Source organism: Proteus sp. G2675 (genome assembly GCF_963886535.1).
Lineage (GTDB): Bacteria > Pseudomonadota > Gammaproteobacteria > Enterobacterales > Enterobacteriaceae > Proteus > Proteus mirabilis.
On record NZ_CAWPCB010000035.1, the window covers coordinates 365,698 to 382,775 of the forward strand.

The following is a 17,078-nucleotide window of genomic DNA, read 5'->3' on the forward strand; positions in this document are numbered from 1 at the left end:
TGATGAATAAATAAATTAAGCAGAAAGAATTTCTTGAAGATCTTGTTCTGGCGTGGTGATCGCACGCATACCAAATTTTTCATTAAGTATTGCGAGCAAATTATCGGTTAAAAATGCAGGCGCAGTCGGCCCAGTATAAATATTTTTTACCCCTAATGAGAGTAGGGTTAATAAAATAACAATCGCTTTTTGTTCAAACCACGACAAAATCAAGGACAGGGGTAAATCATTTACACCACAACCTAATTTTTCTGCAAGATTAACCGCTAGCATAATCGCAGAGTAGGCATCGTTACACTGACCCACATCAAGTAAGCGCGGTAAGCCCTCTAATGTGCCAAAATCAAGTTTATTAAAGCGATATTTACCACAAGCTAATGTCATAATTAAGCAATCTTGGGGAATGGCACGAGCAAGATCGGTATAGTAGCTACGTTCACCACGACTACCATCACATCCCCCAACTAAGAAGACATGACGAAGTTTTTTCTGTGAAACTAAATCAATCACTGTATCAGCCGCATTTAAGAGTGTTTGACGACCAAATCCAACAGTAATTAAGTGTTCAATTTCACTGTACGGAAATCCCTCTAAAGAGAGCGCTTGCTCAATCATTTCAGAGAAATCATCACCTTTAATGTGTTTCACACCCGGCCAACCAACAATACTACGCGTCCAAATACGATCGCCATAGTTCCCCACATTAGGATCAATAATACAGTTAGATGTCATTAACACAGGGCCAGGAAATTTGGCAAATTCACTTTGTTGATTCTGCCAACCACTTCCGTAGTTACCGACTAAGTGTTTATATTTTTTCAGCTCTGGATAACCATGGGCGGGTAACATTTCACCGTGCGTATAAACATTAATGCCTTTACCTTCGGTCTGTTCAAGTAGCATCTGTAAATCTTTCAGATCATGGCCTGAAATTAAAATAGCTTTACCTGCTACTGGGCGTACATTAACGGAAACAGGGGTTGGATCACCATAAGCTTGAGTTTCACCTTTATCCAATAACGCCATAATACGAAAGTTCATTTGACCAATGCCCATTGCATTGTCTAGCAACTCATTCATATCCGCAGGATCGGTACCTAACCATGCCATGTAACGATGATATTCAGCATAAATTTCATCATCGTACTGGCCTAAAACATGAGCATGCTCCATATAAGCAGCAGCACCTTTTAAGCCATACAAGCAAAGCATACGTAAACCATGCAGATCATCCCCCACTTGCGCTTTATCATTATTTAATGCAAAGCGTTGGGCTTGTTTCTGTAGACTGGCTAAGTCGTTACCTTCTAATTGAATTTCGGCTTTAGGATGAGCGACTTGGATGGCTGCATTTTTGGCTAACGTACGTGATTTTAAGCTTTCACGTAAATAAATAGCCTCTTTGGCATATCCAACAATACGTTCAGAATCAAAATTAACATTGGTTAACGTCGAGAAGAAAGCCCGTGGCGCAAAGCTGTCTATATCGTGATCAATAATATCAACACTACGCGCAGCTAATGCCCATGCTGACAGCCCTTCTAATACTGCCACCAATAAGTCTTGTAGATCAGAGGTTTCTGCTGTTTTACCGCACATACCTTGTGCATAGGCACAACCATTACCAACAGGTGTTCTCATTGTTTGTTCACATTGCACACAATACATATCGAATTCCTTCTATAAGATGACGCTTTATTTTTATAAGTTGCATTAAATATGCAACATAAGAATACGCCATTTTTATAGTAGGAAAAGTGTCAGATGAAATAATCTGCGCCATGTTTGATCTAACGCAATTTATTGCTGTGCTTAAGAGCTTGCTTTTTTTTCTGTTGATTTGGCTTCACACCTCGTAAGAGGGTGAGTAAACAAAGTAAAGGGCTTTTCTTATAAGGGAAATTGAGAAGAAATGTTGCAGTGTCGCACGGGATGATTTTGTTATATCTCAGCTAAAAAAGAGTGAGGTGAATCGATTAAATTAATTAGTTCTCATTGTATACATAATATCTATTTATTATTTTTGATAGTTAATATTACCTATTGCATCAATAGCTAATAAAATTACTACAATTGATATATTTTAATAGTACGAGTATTACGAAATGAAACTATAGAATTTGACGATACTCCCCCTACACTGGAGATTAAAAATGATTAAATTAAATAATGTTCCATCCGAATTTCGTCCCTTAGAAAGCTACAAAATGTTAATCGGCGGCGAATGGGTATCCAGTACATCGCAACAAACGACCAAAACCTATAGTCCCGCAACCGGTGAGTTATTAAGTGAATATCCATCAGGTACAGCTGAAGACGTTGATCTTGCTGTAAAAGCGGCTCGTAAAGCTTTTGATCATTGGCGTAAAACCTCTCCTGCTCAACGCCAAGCGCTATTATTAAAAATTGCTGACCGTTTAGAACAAGAGCAAGAACGTTTTGCTTGGATTGAGTCTCTTGATAACGGTAAACCACTCAATGAATCGAAAAACATCGATTTACCCGCCTCTATTGACCATTTTCGATATTTTGCAGGCGTGATACGCTCTCATACCGATGAAAGTGCTGTCTTAGACGAAAATACCCTGAGTCTTGTTATTCGTGAGCCCATTGGTGTCGTTGGACAAATTATTCCATGGAATTTTCCATTATTAATGGCTGCTTGGAAATTAGCCCCTGCCATCGCCGCTGGAGATACCGTTGTTATTAATCCAGCCACACTCACCTCACTTTCATTATTAGAGCTAGGTCGTATTTTAAATGAAATATTACCAGCCGGTGTTATAAATATTGTTACTGGTCGTGGATCTGTTGCTGGACAAGCTATTCTAGAACACCAAGACATTGATAAACTAGCATTTACCGGTTCAACCAATGTAGGTTATACCGTTGCAGCTGCGGCGGCGAAAAAAATGGTACCAGCCACTTTAGAATTGGGGGGTAAGTCAGCCAATATCGTCTTCCCTGATGCGAATATGAAAAAAGCCGTTAAATATTCCGCACTAGCGATATTGATGAACCAAGGACAGGCCTGTGAATCTGGCTCCCGTTTATTCTTACATAGAGATATTCATGACGCATTCTTAAAAGAGTTAAAAGCAGAATTTGAGCGTATCCGTGTTGGTGATCCACTTGATCCTAATACACAAATGGGTACTCAAGTCAGCCAAGCGCAAATGGATACCATTTTAGGGTATGTTGAGCTGGCCAAAAAAGAAGGTGCAACCATACTCACAGGAGGTGAGCGTATTACGGGTGAAGGGTTTGATGATGGCTTTTTTGTTCGCCCAACCATTATTATCAATGCCACAAACCAAATGCGTGTCGCACGTGAAGAAATTTTTGGCCCTGTATTATGTGTGATCCCATTTGATAATGAAGAAGATGTTATTGAAATGGCTAATGACTCTGAATATGGCCTTGGTGGTGGTGTCTGGACTCAAGATATTAACCGCGCACTACGAGTTGCAAAAGCCGTTAGAACTGGCCGTATGTGGGTAAATACTTATCATGAACTTCCTGCTCATGCACCATTTGGCGGTTATAAAAAATCAGGCTTAGGTCGTGAAACGCATAAAATGATGTTAGATGCCTACAGCCAAGTGAAAAACATCTTCATTAGTACCAAAGAATAATTAACCTCTAGTTAAGCATATTCTTATAAATATAATTATCTATACTCATCTCTTAGCCTTCTCCCCAGAAGGCTTTTTATTTGCTGTAAGCAACAAAAAACCGTATGCGCTTTTCCTAATATCTAATATTAACTGCTCACATACGGTTATTCGTTTAGATGGTCATTTAGCCTTAGATAAACAAACGCGTTTATTCCGCTTCTGCTTCTTTTTTGCTTACAGAATTCACTTGTTCATTTAGATCAATATCAACCGCATTAACATCTTTTATATAGTCTTTTGTTAGACGATAAACGATGGGGCTAAGCAGTGCTAATGCAATTAAGTTAGGAATAGCCATCATCGCATTTAATGTATCAGCAAGTAACCAAACAAATTCTAAGGATTGAGTCGCTCCAATTGGCAAGGCAATTAACCATGCAATACGAAAAGGCATAATGGCTTTCGGTCCAAATAGATATTGCACACATTTCTCACCGTAATAGCTCCAACCTAAAATAGTGGTAAAAGCAAAAACAGCCAATGCGATCGCAACAATATAGTTACCTCCAGGGATAGCCATAGAGAACGAACTTGCAGTAAGTGTTGCCCCACTTTGCCCTGTCAGCCACTGTCCGGTGATCACAATCGTTAATCCGGTGACAGAACAGACAATAATGGTATCAATGAAAGTCCCCAACATGGCAATTAAGCCTTGACGGATCGGGTTTTGTGTTTTGGCTGTCGCATGAGCAATGGGTGCACTACCTAATCCTGCTTCATTGGAGAATACACCTCGTGCAACACCAAAACGTATTGCCGCCCAAACAGCCGCACCAGCAAACCCACCTTGCGCAGCAACCGGTGTGAAAGCAGATTTTACAATCAACATAAATGCATCAGGAATAGCAGTAATATTCAGTGCGAGTACGACAATCCCTGCCCCAAAATACCCTACTGTCATAATGGGCACTAATTTACCGGCAACATCAGCAATACGCTTAATTCCACCAATTAATACAGCACCGACTAAAATAACTAATGCAATTGCTGTCACTGTGGTAGAAATACCAAAATTACTTTGCAAAACATCCGCCACTGAGTTTGCCTGTACCGTATTACCTATACCGAAGCCAGCAAAACTACCAAAAATAGCAAATAGCGTTCCTAACCAAAGCCATTTTTTACCTAAACCGTTTTTAATATAATACATCGGTCCGCCAACGTAGTTGCCGTATTTATCAACCTCACGAAAACGTACCGCTAACACAGCTTCTGAATATTTAGTCGCCATACCGACTAAAGCAGTCATCCACATCCAAAATAGCGCTCCCGGTCCACCTAATACAACCGCTGTAGCGACTCCAGCAATATTGCCCGTACCGATAGTGGCAGAAAGCGCCGTCATTAATGCATTAAAAGGTGAGATTTGCCCCTCACCTCTTTTATCATTTTTCTCAAATAAAAGTTTAAATCCTGTACCTAATTTTCTAATTGGCAGAAAAGAGAGTCTAAACTGCATAAATAGACCGATGCCTAGAATACCGACTAACATCGGTACTCCCCACACCACGCCATTAATAGCGCTTAATATATTTGTGATGAAATCCATACGTTACCCTTTTTATCCAAATGTTATGTAAATATATATTTTTTGTTATCAGATACACTAAAGATGAAAAAAAGGAAATATGCTAGAAAAAAAACCGACTAATTATGAAATTGATTACATTATGTGAGAAATATCACTTGATGATTAAATTACGCTATTATTAGATACATTGTTATTTATATATAAAACATAAATTATGTATCAGCGAAACACGAGCAAAAAATCGCAAAATCAACAACGCTTTAATTGGTTTAGAAAAGCGAAAGAAACTAACCTTGCCCCGGTGAAAACGCTTATTCTTTCCGCCATTATCGGTACGTTAGCCGGATTAATTGGGGTACTATTTGAAAAAGCCGTTGGCTGGGTCATTCATTTAAGACAAGATAAATTAGCCGAGGCATTAACCAACCCTTATCTTTTGGCTATTGGCACGTTACTTGTTTCCTCTCTTTTAGCCATGAGTGGCTACTACTTAGTGAAGAAGTTTTCACCGGAATCTGGTGGTTCAGGTATACCGGAAATTGAAGGAGCAATGATAGATATTCGGCCAGTTCGTTGGTGGCGGGTATTGCCAGTAAAATTTATAGCCAGTATCGGTACTTTAGGCTCAGGTATGGTACTTGGTCGTGAAGGCCCCACCGTGCAACTAGGGGCTAATATTGGTCAACTCGTTAATGATGTCTCTCGCGTTAAAGATAAAGGAACACGCCAAACACTATTAGCCACAGGTGCTGCTGCCGGTTTAACGGCTGCCTTTAATGCTCCCTTGGCAGGCATTCTATTTATTATTGAAGAGATGAGACCACAATTTAAATATAATTTAATCTCTATTAAATCCGTCTTCATTGGCGTGATCATGTCTTGTATTGTATTTCGCCTAATTAATGGTGAAGGAGGCGTCATACAGATAGGTAAATTTTCTTCAGCGCCGATGAATACACTGTGGCTCTATTTAGTGTTAGGAATGTTATTTGGTGTTGTTGGGGTTATTTTTAGTAAATTACTGTTTTATGTTCAAACACAATTCCAACATTTTTATCAAGATAAAACCTCACGTTTTGTTTTAGCCGGTGGCGTGATTGGTGGTGCATGTGGTTTACTTGCATTGATTATTCCTGAAATAACCGGAGGCGGTTTTAGTATTATTCCTGCATTAAGTGCCGGAGGATATTCGTTAACTGCACTGCTAATATTTTTTGTGTTACGTACCATCACCACCATTATCAGCTTCTCCTCCGGTGCACCAGGAGGAATTTTTGCCCCCACATTAGCCTTAGGCACACTCTTTGGTAGCGCTTTTGGATTAATGGCAACCTATCTTTTCCCTGATTATCAAATTCAAATTGGCACTTTTGCTATTGCTGGAATGGGTGCTTTATTTGCCGCAACGGTGAGAGCACCACTAACTGGGATTGTGTTAGTTCTAGAAATGACCGATAACTATCAACTTATTTTGCCGATGATAATTACCTGTCTTGGCGCAACCATGCTGGCGCAATTATTAGGCGGGCGACCTATTTATACGGTTCTACTCGAAAGAATACTACAACGCTCAGAAGCCAAAGAAAAAACAGAGGCTACCAAAGAGCCCCTATAGTTTTCAAATACTAAAATACCCTCGCTGTGATCTAACGAGGGTATTTTTCTCACCATCTATTTATTATTTTTTACGCGCAATTAATGTCGCAAAATTAAGTTGAATACGATTACCATTAGCATCAGTTTTATGTAGATGCCCTGAATTTTCATTATATTTAATAATATCCCAGCCTTGGTAATAATCTGCTAACTCACCTTGGCGCAAGAAGGTTTTGAAAGGAACTTCAGCAGACCCACTATTTGCTGTTTCAACAGGGCAAACAATGACATTAATCCCCTCTGGATTTGTACACTCCTGCATATTTTTAATAATATCTGCGATACGTTGACGCTGGCAAAACATCAAAACCACAGTAGAAATAATAATATCGTATTTCTCATTTAATGCTGCTTCATTTATATCATATAAGCCGCTTTTGATCGCTAAACCGGTTTTAGCTTTGACGGCTTCAATTGCATCAATATGAGCGGCATTAATATCTAATGCGGTCACATCATAACCTTGTAATGCTAAATAGAAGCTATTACGACCACGTCCTGCGCCTAAATCAAGCACTTTACATGGGGTAGTCAATGTTGCCATATAACGCACTTCTGAATGAGGTAATGACAAATCATTTTCTTTAAAAAATTTATCTTCGGGAGTGCATAAAAAAGAGAGCTGGCAAAGTACATCATCACTCGCTTTATCGATTTTATGCCATTGCTGAGGTTGAATAAGCGGAGGCTGATTTTCGCTATCACACTCTAAGAACACTTGTTCTCCATCATCCTTAAATAGCACAAATGTCATACTCCCTTGTAATATCCGCATTTGCGCATAAGTGCCTTCTTTTGTGTTATGACGCTCTAATAATGCTAAAGGGATCGCTGTTAAGTGCCATTCAGGTAGCGTTTTATACGTAACAAGTTCCATAATTCAACCTCTCTTAAGATGCATTTTAAATACATCTTATTGCAATCACTCTCTTAGGTAAAGGGTGATTTTTGACATACATTATTTTAAATATTTATTGATTAATAAATCAGTAACATCAGACGAATTAATAGATTCACCACAAAGGACTTTCATCATAATTTCTTTGCCTAACGAAGCTAAAGACAACAGCATATCTGGACGTAATCGACTTATTTTTTCTCTATTCTCATCTTTATTAATGATAGTGATTAATTTCGCTTGAAGGTCTGGACACTCTTGAATAGTTAATAAAATAAAGGTATTTTCCGCATCACTTTCAGATAACGTCGCCACCCAACTCGCTTGGCGAATATTTGCCGTTTGTAATGTTTTTACATTGGTTGGATCACCTTCAATAATATTGGCTTCTTTATCATACATGGCTTGCTTTTTATCCGAACAAATCGCAATAACCGGTTTACCTTGCTCTCTAAGCCCTTTCTCTAATTGTGCTGCCAACATTGAAGAGCCAATAATAATAAAATGATCATGCATTTTAGCGATCCTTTTCTTCACTATATCGCGAGTACCACGAGCCAAAAATCCCATCACATAAACAATAGAAGTCGTAAAAACAGTGATCCCCAAAATAACCACTGTTAGGGTAAACATTCTCGCATTACTTGAGATAGGAACGATATCGCCAAAACCAAGTGTTGTCATACAGACAATGGAAAAGTAGAAAGCATCCATTAACGTTGTGATATGTGGTTTAAATTCATCACCAATATAGAGGCTGCCTAACATAGAGAAACACAGTAGCGAAATCGTACAGATAAAAGCAACAAAACCGGCACTGGTTAAGCTATGATGAGGAAAAGCACGCCGGCTGATAACCAATACAATGGCTAATACTAATGAAGTATAGGCTTGAGTACCAGCTTGGTGATAAACCGCGACATCTAAAAAAACGATCGTCACTAATAATATTAATGAAACGCACCACGCAATCCGCGCCCCCATATACATAAAGAAAGAGAGCAAAATAAGTGCACTCGCTAACATCACTTTAGGAATATCAAGTAATTTCAATATACCTAACGATTTTAGCCAGTCAGCAAAACCGTGTATTTCCCAATCAAGATAAACACCACGAGAAAGTAATATCGAGTAAATAATAAAAAGACTATTCAAGATCAATAAGAAAGACATCGTCTTTCTGCTAAAAGACGATGTCTCCATAAAATTAACGACTGCCGATAACTTCATTTTTATCTAATTTCTATTAATTTTGTATTGGTATATTTTCTAACCCTTTAAATTTAAAAGGTTTCGCTGGCTTAAACTGAGAGCTTGCATCTCCTGAATAAATCGTTGACTGCTCTTGGCCTAACGCTAACATCATCACTTTTCCTGTTTCTTTTGAAAAATCAATTTGTTTCAAATCAACCCAAAAAGTATTTGGTGATAATGCAGATTCAAAAAAGTAGAGCTGATTTTTATGATCAGCGACAGTTCTCCAACGAGTCGATGATATTTCTGGAGATTCTACGGTACTTAATCCATAAGGCACCGAAACATTGCGGATCACCCCGAATACACTGGCAAGTGATTTTTTGCTCGATTGCGATTTAGGAATAGCATTAATATAAAAAGAGGCTCTTGCAAAACGATCCGATGCTCTATTAGTACCCGGTAACATTACCGTACCACCAATCTGCTGCCAATAGCTATTTAATGCTAACTGTTCAGAAAATATAGGGGAGTTAGTCATCACTTGATATTTTCGGCTATGGTGGATCACCTGTTTACCATCAATATATTCAATAATTGCGCTATCACCAGAACTGTCAGACAATGATAAATGTAACGTTGCGACTCTATCCTGTCCGGGTACTTTGTCTGTTAAGACAATAAAAGGCTCATCTTTTAAAGCAGTTACCGCCTCTTCAACAGTAGCAAAATTATCTAATACATATTGTGCCCATGCAGAAATAGCCATTGCAGGCTTATCTTTGGAATAACTTGGGTAATCTGATTCAGCAAGCCATAATAAATTAGCCACTAATCCTTTTTCATTAATACCATCAGTAGTAGAAATATCATAACCTGATGCAATCACACTACCATATTTTGATTGCCATTGAACTGAATTATCACCAGCCTCACCAGAACGTTGCATTCCTTGAGGGAATATCCATAAATTAGTACCAATTTCGTATTTCCAGTCCATAGAACGAGCGGTAATTATTTGGTTATTTTCACCTAAATAAACAACTCGGGTACAAGCTTGCGCCGTAGTTATACTACTTAAAAAGGTACCTGAAATAATTAATGTACTTAATAAAGTATGTCGTAATTTTTTTAGCATAATTTTTCACCTTTAAATTATTAGATAAGCTTAATCTTATTTTCCTCATTTTGACCACTTTCTTATCACTTATAAAAAATAAACTCTCTAATAATTAATAACGATTTATCTATCTTACAGAAATTTTCTTAAGTAAGTATAAGACAAGTTACGTATCTTAAGTAAAAAAAACTGATGCTAAAAGCATCAGTTTTTAATCTATTAGGTGATATCGCAAATTATTGCTTACCAATATTCGCTACGTTTAATTTTTTTTCACACCTTCAACAGAGATGATTAATTCTGCTTCTTGCGATTTTGGTCCTAAATCTGATTTAAAGTTAAACTCTTTCAGATTAACTTTACCTGTTGCTTCAAAACCAGCGCGATACCCTTTCCACGGATCAGTACCTTCACCAATTAATTTTGCATTTAGTGAAATTGGTTTTGTAACGCCATTAAGTGTTAAATCACCCGTCACCGTATAATTTTCACCATCACGAGTCACTTTGGTTGAGACAAACTTAGCTTCAGGATATTTACTGACGTTAAAGAAATCAGCACTACGTAAGTGTTTGTCACGTTCAGCGTGATTAGTATCTAAACTACCCGTTTTAATCACAACATCGACTTTATCTTTTGAAGGATCTTCTTTATCGTAAGTGAAGCTTCCATCAAAATCTTTAAATGTGCCGTATAACCAGCTATAACCTAAGTGTTGGATACGAAATTGCACAAAAGCATGTTGCCCTTGTTTATCAATTTGATAATCAGCCGCTAATGCTGAACTAGCATTAAATAATAATGCACCTGCAGTTAAACTCAATAACGCCTTCTTAAACATTGTTCTCTCCATAATATTGTTATTAACAGGGTAATATAAATTTAATTATTGTGTTTTTATGCCAAGCATACGTTTCAATGTAATATCTTTATCTATAAAGTGATGTTTTAATGCACCCGCGGCATGTAATAGCGATAACACAACAACCGCCCAGGCTAAATAAAGATGTACATCACCGGCTAAATCAGCTTGTTCCCCTTCCCCTGTGAAAACAGCAGGTACTGAGAACCAATCGAATACAGATATTGGCTGACCATCAGCAGTAGAAATTAAATAGCCACTTATAATGATGGCAAATAAAATTAGATATAACAGCATATGAGCCACATGGGCACTAATGCGAGTAAGTCGGCTATAGCTGGATAATGCTGTTGGTGGAGGAGAAATCCAACGCCAAATTGCTCGGAAAAGAAGAACAATAAATAGAATTATCCCTATACTTTTATGTATTTCAGGGGCTGAATGATACCAGCTATCGTAATAGCCTAAATTTACCATCCACAATCCTAGGGCAAACATGCCATAGACGGTTAATGCTGTCCCCCAATGTAAAAGAAGCGACAAGTGCCCATAGCGAGTAGATGTATTCCGCCACTGCATAATGATCCTCAATCGATATTTTATTAACAAGCCGTTAACTATATTAGTAGATTAAATATAAAATGTTAGTCTAAAATTCAACAAATTATTTGTTTATCTTTTTCAATAATAATCAATGAGTCATTATCGCTTATTAGTTGCCTCATTGATTAATTTATCAATATAATTATTGATTATAATATATACAAAAAACAGTATATAGGCGATTTATGTAACAGTAAAGTCGAAGGTGTAACAAAAAATTAACTTAATATTGTTACTGTATTAATATTGTTACGATAAAAGAAAAGTAGCGAATGAAGTGAGAATAAATAGGCGAGTCAGTTAATTTTAATATCGAAAAAATTTACAAAGCTATATATGATTTACTTAACATCGCCTAAACTCAAGAATTAGAAAAAATGAGTCCAACCACAAAAATTAACAGCGGTAGTGTAAAAAAAACAGATAGCCAGCGCATTTCATGAATAATACCCCAAATAATTCCAATAAAGCTAATAATAAAAATAACTGAAATAAGTTCAGAATAGTGTTCATGAAAATAACACATCAAGAAATAAAACCAAACATCCTCACTATCCATACAACAATCTAAGCCTTCAAAATAATTTAAAATAAAGATAGCAATAAATTACTATTATTATCTAATAAGGCAAGTAACCTATTATAAATATTAGCCATTGCGCACAAAAACACTAATCTATTTTAAATTAGTAATAAACACCAACAAAACAACTTAAAATATGGCAATAAATTAAATTTAAAATGAATTAAAAAACACAATCACAAATAAAAAATAGCCCACCATAAGACTTAAAATAATATAATGGGTTTTACTTTAGACTTGAAATAATTATTTCACCCAAAGTTAAACTCAAAAAAATAGTTTCACATTATGATAATAAACCATCTTACTTTTAACACGAATAGAGATTTTAACATTGAATAATTACCTTTAGGTTATTTATTTAATTAAAATTAACTCATGATTTCATTTTAATAGTTATTAACTAAAAACATTCAATTTGACTTGAAAAAACACTACAATTGTAGCCGTATTTTTATTGAGGGCACTATGTCTACTGCAACAAATCTGAATGAACTACAGGAACAAGTTCGCTCCCGCTATAATGGATTAAGTAAAAGGCTACAGCAGGTTGCACATTATCTTTTGGATAATAAAAACAGTGTAGCATTTGATACAATCGCGATCCTTGCAGATAAAGCAAATGTTCCTCCATCAACATTAATCCGTTTTGCCAATGCATTTCATTTCAAAGGATTTAATGAAATGAAACTTTTATTTCAACGTCATTTAATGGGTGAAATGGACAATGAAAAATTAACCTATAAGCAGCAATACAAAAAGGAACCACCAAACTTAAATGAGCCAGATTATATTCTGCAAGAGTTTGCACAAGCCAATAGCCACGCTTTGCAACAGTTAGCTCATCAAACCCATAAGGATATGTTAAATAAAACTATACAACTACTTGAGTATGCAGAAACTATCTATATAGGTGGTTTTCACCATTCTTTTAGTGCTGCGAGCTATTTTTTTCACGCGCTTTCTCATATCCCTTGTGAAACCGTCTTTGTTAATTGCCTAGGGGGAATGTATAAAGAACAACTTAGGAATATTACACATAGAGATGTGCTGTTTGGCATCCATTTCCACCCTTATTCAGAAGAAATGCAAAAAATGTGTGAGATTGCAGCTTATAAAGAGGCTAAACAAATTATTGTAACAGATAGCCCCATAAGCCCATTAGCAAGTCTAAGTGATGTTTGTTTAACTGTAAAAGAAGCACAAATAAAAATGTTTCGTTCTCAAACCTCAACATTATGTTTACTACAAGCACTTTCAGTTGCATTCGCTTTTAGAAAAAAGAGCCATTAACATATTATTTAAAACTGCATCTTATATAAGGTGCGGTTTTATTAAAAATAGAATAAATAATAATTAATAAAAATAAATTAAATAGCATGCTATATTAAACAAAATTAATTTTAAGAGTGATTTCATTTATTCTAGATTGTGATGAGAAAAAGAATCATTTAGCATTTATTGGCAACTCTGTTATCCATTACAGGACGAATAACATGCTATTAAAAAAAATATTTTTAGTGTCTTTTTTATTCCCTACTCTCTCTTACGCTAATACCTTACCAACATCAAATATAGATAATTCACTAACTCCCAACCATGATAATCTTGCCCGTTTTTCACTCGGTGACAATAGTCAAGCATCCGGTAGCGGTGCCACAGCTATAGGTATCAATAGCCAAGCCACCAATACTCGTGCGGTTGCTATTGGTTATGGTGCATTAGCCAATGAGGAAAATACGGTTTCATTTGGCAATAATGAAGAGAAACAAACAGCACGACTCACCAATGTCAGTGAAGGTAAAAATAATACTGATGCAGTCAATCTGGCACAAACAAAAGCACTACTTAGTAAAAATAAAAGGTTAACTGATAGCCAAATAAATGTTTTTAGAAATCAAACTAATAATAACTTAAACACCATCAAAAAAACCATCCATGAGTTTGATGATTATTATCGAAGACGCCAAGCATCAATTACCGATGCAATTGAAGCACTGGATAAAAAAGTTATTTCATTAGAAAAAAAAGTCTATGCAGGTATTGCTTCCTCAATTGCCATGAGCAATATTCCTTATCTTACTCATCATACTTTTAGTGGTGGCCTCGGTATTAGTAATTATCGTACTGGCATAGCACTTGCTGGAGGTATCCAATATCAGCCAAATAATGATATAGCATTTCGATTTAACTCATCAATTAATAGTGAACAAGAGCTTATTTTTGGCGGCGGATTAGCTTATGGCTGGTGATCTTATTAATTAACCTCACCTCTTAATAAGAAAGTTTTTTATTATTTAAGCAGTAGTATCCTTATTGCTGCTTAACAATATTTTTCTAAATAAAATAAATGCATAACACTTATTAAAAAGATAAGCTTATCTTCTGTTTTTATTCCCTTTTGTGATAGTGACATTTTTCCTATAATGACATAATTCTCCATAACTGAAAGAGACACAACATGAGTTATCCATTACGAAAAATGACCCTCGCTGATATCAAAGCAGTGACTTCATTACTACAAGAAAACTCACAGTCACAGCAAGGTGGATTATATGGTGATTATCCACACGATAAAGTTGAAGCTATGTACCAAAGTAGTACCAATGCCATAGTCGCAACTGACCAAGAACAGATTATAGCAGTTGTTTTCAGCTTTCCGGTCAGTTCTTTTTCTCTTCCACCTATTGCTCAAGAAATTAACCGACGTTTTCCTAGCCTTACATACCATAATTGGTTTTACGGTCCTGTATGTATTGATAAATCATACCGCGGAAAATCGCTATTAACCGAGCTTTACCAATATATTGGTGCGTTACAAGGTGGTCGCCCGATTGCATTTATTAATAGTGAAAACATCCGCTCGCTAAAAGCACATCAAAAATTAGGTATGAATATTGTTGAAAATTTTCAATTTCAAGGAAAAGCATGGTGGGTAATTAGTGGATAATGAAAACAAATGAAAGAAAAAGTACGCATATGTATTCTTCAATGAGTTACGATATCGAACAGTGATAATGAGTATTATTTATAACAAAAATCAATTTATATATAAAACCAATTAAAAATCAATAGGTTACTAATATTTTATAAATTAACTCATAATTATTAACAATATTTGAACCCGACTTTTCTCTATCAAATTGCTTACAATTTGACACCATTCTGTGATCTCTCCTTCAATTCTAGATCTTTCGTTAACTTACTTTTTGATCTTACATAAAAGTATAAATAAGATAAATACCACCAATTCGAAAGCAAACGTAAAATAGGAGGAAGCAATGACTGTTTCCCGTAGAACTTTTATCAAAGGTCTTGCCGCCAGTGGGGCAGCAATCTCTGTTTCTACACCTGCTCTTGCTACTTCAGGTGACTTTACAGCAAGCAAACGCACTCGACCAGAAAATGCACCTAACTTATTAATTGTTTTTCCTGATGAAATGCGAGCCCATGCTCTACAGTTTATGGGGGAAGATCCATCGATTACACCAAATCTTAATAAATTTGCCAAACAAGCCAAAGTAATGACACAAATGGCATCAAATTACCCTCTATGCTCCCCTTTTCGAGGCATGTTTATGACAGGTCAGTACCCTGTGCGTAATGGTATCACAGGTAATGCCCATGATTACGGTGGAAAAGTAGGTATTGACTTGTCTCCTTACGCAAAATGCTGGTCTGACGTACTTAAATCCTTAGATTATAGCACTGGGTATATTGGCAAATGGCACCTTGATGCTCCCTATGAGCCTTTTATTGAAAGTTACAATAATCCAATGGAAGGTCGTTATTGGAATGAATGGGCTGCTCCAGATAGGCGTCATGGTTTTGATTTTTGGTATTCTTATGGTACTTATGACTTACACTTGAAACCGATGTATTGGGCAAACGATACACCTCGTGATAAACCGATTTATATCGATCAATGGGGGCCTGAACATGAAGCCGATATGGCAATCAAGTTCCTCAAAAATGAAAATAATCAATTTAGAGATAATTCAAAACCATTTGCATTAGTGGTTTCAATGAACCCACCTCACTCTCCTTATGATCAAGTACCGAAAAAATACCTCGATGCTTATCAAGGTAAGACATCAAAAGAGTTAAATACACGCCCTAATGTACAGTGGGACAGTGAATATCAAGAAGGTTATGGGCCTCAATATTTCAAAGAATATATGGCAATGGTCAACGGTGTTGATGAGCAATTTGGTCGCATTGTCGATGAATTAGAAAAACAGGGCCTTGCAGATAATACTCTCGTCGTTTTCTTCTCTGATCATGGCAGTTGCTTAGGATCAAATGGACAAGCAACAAAAAATAATCCGTATGAAGAATCGATGCGTGTCCCTATGATGTTTCGCTTACCGGGTAAAATCAAACCAGGTTTTGATGATGCATTAATGTCAGCACCTGATATTTACCCAACTATTTTAGGGTTACTTGGTTTATCAGAATGGATCCCTGATTCAGTAGAAGGCACAGATCTTGCAGATAGAGTCATCACAGGCAAAGGCGACACAGCAAACTCTCAGCTTTATCTTTTTATTCCTTATGGTGAACCTTCATTCGGTAAACGAGGTGTAAGAACAAAAACTCATACTTTGGTGATAGATAGGCAAGATGGGCAACCATTAAAATATACTTTATATGACAATGTGAACGATCCATATCAAATGAAAAATATTGCCAAAGATAATATGCCTTTAATTGATAAATTAATTAAAGAAGAATTAACCCCTTGGTTAGAAAAAACAGGAGATTCTTGGAGAGCGACTGAGTTTATTACAGCGACAACGAATAAATTAAATAAAAAAATATCAATATGTGAAGAAAAATAATAAAAACATCTGCGCCATAACCTTATGGCGCTATATATAAACCTAATTCGCTAATATAAAAATCCTTTTAATAAAATAAAAGGAAGACGTCCTACATCTAAAAATAGATATAA

At 36.4% G+C, this 17,078-nt stretch carries 13 protein-coding genes; 6 read left to right on the forward strand and 7 right to left on the reverse strand.

What is annotated here, in order from left to right:
• Window positions 1–15: 15 nt before the first annotated feature.
• Window positions 16–1,668 (reverse strand): hydroxylamine reductase, encoded by a 1,653-nt coding sequence (gene hcp, locus AACQ49_RS10800; RefSeq protein WP_004244173.1) that lies wholly within the window; start codon window positions 1,666–1,668, stop codon window positions 16–18.
• Between the two features lie 485 nt (window positions 1,669–2,153).
• Between hcp and AACQ49_RS10805 the strand changes: the two genes are divergently transcribed.
• Complete coding sequence (locus AACQ49_RS10805; RefSeq protein WP_004244174.1) at window positions 2,154–3,635, forward strand: aldehyde dehydrogenase family protein; 1,482 nt, start codon at window positions 2,154–2,156, stop codon at window positions 3,633–3,635.
• A gap of 190 nt (window positions 3,636–3,825) precedes the next feature.
• Here the strand turns inward: AACQ49_RS10805 and AACQ49_RS10810 are convergent, their stop codons facing one another.
• Window positions 3,826–5,226, reverse strand: coding sequence for an alanine/glycine:cation symporter family protein (locus AACQ49_RS10810; protein ID WP_004244176.1), 1,401 nt, complete (start codon window positions 5,224–5,226; stop codon window positions 3,826–3,828).
• A 196-nt stretch (window positions 5,227–5,422) separates the two neighbouring features.
• Between AACQ49_RS10810 and clcA the strand changes: the two genes are divergently transcribed.
• Entirely contained in the window at window positions 5,423–6,823 is a 1,401-nt protein-coding gene (gene clcA, locus AACQ49_RS10815) for a H(+)/Cl(-) exchange transporter ClcA (protein WP_088207111.1), read from the forward strand.
• Between the two features lie 63 nt (window positions 6,824–6,886).
• Here the strand turns inward: clcA and tehB are convergent, their stop codons facing one another.
• From tehB to AACQ49_RS10840, 5 genes are all read right to left on the reverse strand, one after another.
• Window positions 6,887–7,741, reverse strand: a complete 855-nt coding sequence (tehB, locus tag AACQ49_RS10820; RefSeq protein ID WP_004250324.1) for an SAM-dependent methyltransferase TehB — start codon at window positions 7,739–7,741, stop codon at window positions 6,887–6,889.
• Between the two features lie 81 nt (window positions 7,742–7,822).
• Entirely contained in the window at window positions 7,823–8,935 is a 1,113-nt protein-coding gene (locus AACQ49_RS10825) for an NAD-binding protein (protein ID WP_226895327.1), read from the reverse strand.
• Window positions 8,936–9,008: 73 nt separating this feature from the next.
• Window positions 9,009–10,094: a linear amide C-N hydrolase gene (locus tag AACQ49_RS10830; protein ID WP_004244182.1), complete on the reverse strand. Its 1,086-nt coding sequence runs from the start codon at window positions 10,092–10,094 to the stop codon at window positions 9,009–9,011.
• A 244-nt stretch (window positions 10,095–10,338) separates the two neighbouring features.
• On the reverse strand, window positions 10,339–10,917 hold the full coding sequence (locus AACQ49_RS10835) for a YceI family protein (protein ID WP_004248606.1): 579 nt from the start codon (window positions 10,915–10,917) through the stop codon (window positions 10,339–10,341).
• A gap of 45 nt (window positions 10,918–10,962) precedes the next feature.
• Entirely contained in the window at window positions 10,963–11,517 is a 555-nt protein-coding gene (locus AACQ49_RS10840) for a cytochrome b (protein WP_004244184.1), read from the reverse strand.
• 1,075 nt (window positions 11,518–12,592) lie between these two features.
• On the opposite strand from AACQ49_RS10840, the gene AACQ49_RS10845 reads away from it, so the two are divergent.
• From AACQ49_RS10845 to AACQ49_RS10860, 4 genes are all read left to right on the forward strand, one after another.
• Window positions 12,593–13,417: a MurR/RpiR family transcriptional regulator gene (locus tag AACQ49_RS10845; protein ID WP_004244186.1), complete on the forward strand. Its 825-nt coding sequence runs from the start codon at window positions 12,593–12,595 to the stop codon at window positions 13,415–13,417.
• Window positions 13,418–13,620: 203 nt separating this feature from the next.
• Entirely contained in the window at window positions 13,621–14,376 is a 756-nt protein-coding gene (aipA, locus tag AACQ49_RS10850; protein WP_161779043.1) for a trimeric autotransporter adhesin AipA, read from the forward strand.
• A 209-nt stretch (window positions 14,377–14,585) separates the two neighbouring features.
• Window positions 14,586–15,074, forward strand: coding sequence for a GNAT family N-acetyltransferase (locus tag AACQ49_RS10855; RefSeq protein ID WP_155289995.1), 489 nt, complete (start codon window positions 14,586–14,588; stop codon window positions 15,072–15,074).
• Between the two features lie 331 nt (window positions 15,075–15,405).
• A complete protein-coding gene (locus AACQ49_RS10860; protein WP_004244191.1) occupies window positions 15,406–16,965 on the forward strand; it encodes a sulfatase-like hydrolase/transferase in 1,560 nt (519 codons plus the stop codon).
• Window positions 16,966–17,078: the final 113 nt, after the last annotated feature.

What these genes read in the sequence shown, in the direction of transcription:
- hcp (WP_004244173.1), bottom strand. Translation starts at nt 1,668, where the DNA reads ATGTATTGTGTGCAATGTGAACAAACAATGAGAACACCTGTTGGTAAT.
- AACQ49_RS10805 (WP_004244174.1), top strand. Translation starts at nt 2,154, where the DNA reads ATGATTAAATTAAATAATGTTCCATCCGAATTTCGTCCCTTAGAAAGC.
- AACQ49_RS10810 (WP_004244176.1), bottom strand. Translation starts at nt 5,226, where the DNA reads ATGGATTTCATCACAAATATATTAAGCGCTATTAATGGCGTGGTGTGG.
- clcA (WP_088207111.1), top strand. Translation starts at nt 5,423, where the DNA reads ATGTATCAGCGAAACACGAGCAAAAAATCGCAAAATCAACAACGCTTT.
- tehB (WP_004250324.1), bottom strand. Translation starts at nt 7,741, where the DNA reads ATGGAACTTGTTACGTATAAAACGCTACCTGAATGGCACTTAACAGCG.
- AACQ49_RS10825 (WP_226895327.1), bottom strand. Translation starts at nt 8,935, where the DNA reads ATGTCTTTCTTATTGATCTTGAATAGTCTTTTTATTATTTACTCGATA.
- AACQ49_RS10830 (WP_004244182.1), bottom strand. Translation starts at nt 10,094, where the DNA reads ATGCTAAAAAAATTACGACATACTTTATTAAGTACATTAATTATTTCA.
- AACQ49_RS10835 (WP_004248606.1), bottom strand. Translation starts at nt 10,917, where the DNA reads ATGTTTAAGAAGGCGTTATTGAGTTTAACTGCAGGTGCATTATTATTT.
- AACQ49_RS10840 (WP_004244184.1), bottom strand. Translation starts at nt 11,517, where the DNA reads ATGCAGTGGCGGAATACATCTACTCGCTATGGGCACTTGTCGCTTCTT.
- AACQ49_RS10845 (WP_004244186.1), top strand. Translation starts at nt 12,593, where the DNA reads ATGTCTACTGCAACAAATCTGAATGAACTACAGGAACAAGTTCGCTCC.
- aipA (WP_161779043.1), top strand. Translation starts at nt 13,621, where the DNA reads ATGCTATTAAAAAAAATATTTTTAGTGTCTTTTTTATTCCCTACTCTC.
- AACQ49_RS10855 (WP_155289995.1), top strand. Translation starts at nt 14,586, where the DNA reads ATGAGTTATCCATTACGAAAAATGACCCTCGCTGATATCAAAGCAGTG.
- AACQ49_RS10860 (WP_004244191.1), top strand. Translation starts at nt 15,406, where the DNA reads ATGACTGTTTCCCGTAGAACTTTTATCAAAGGTCTTGCCGCCAGTGGG.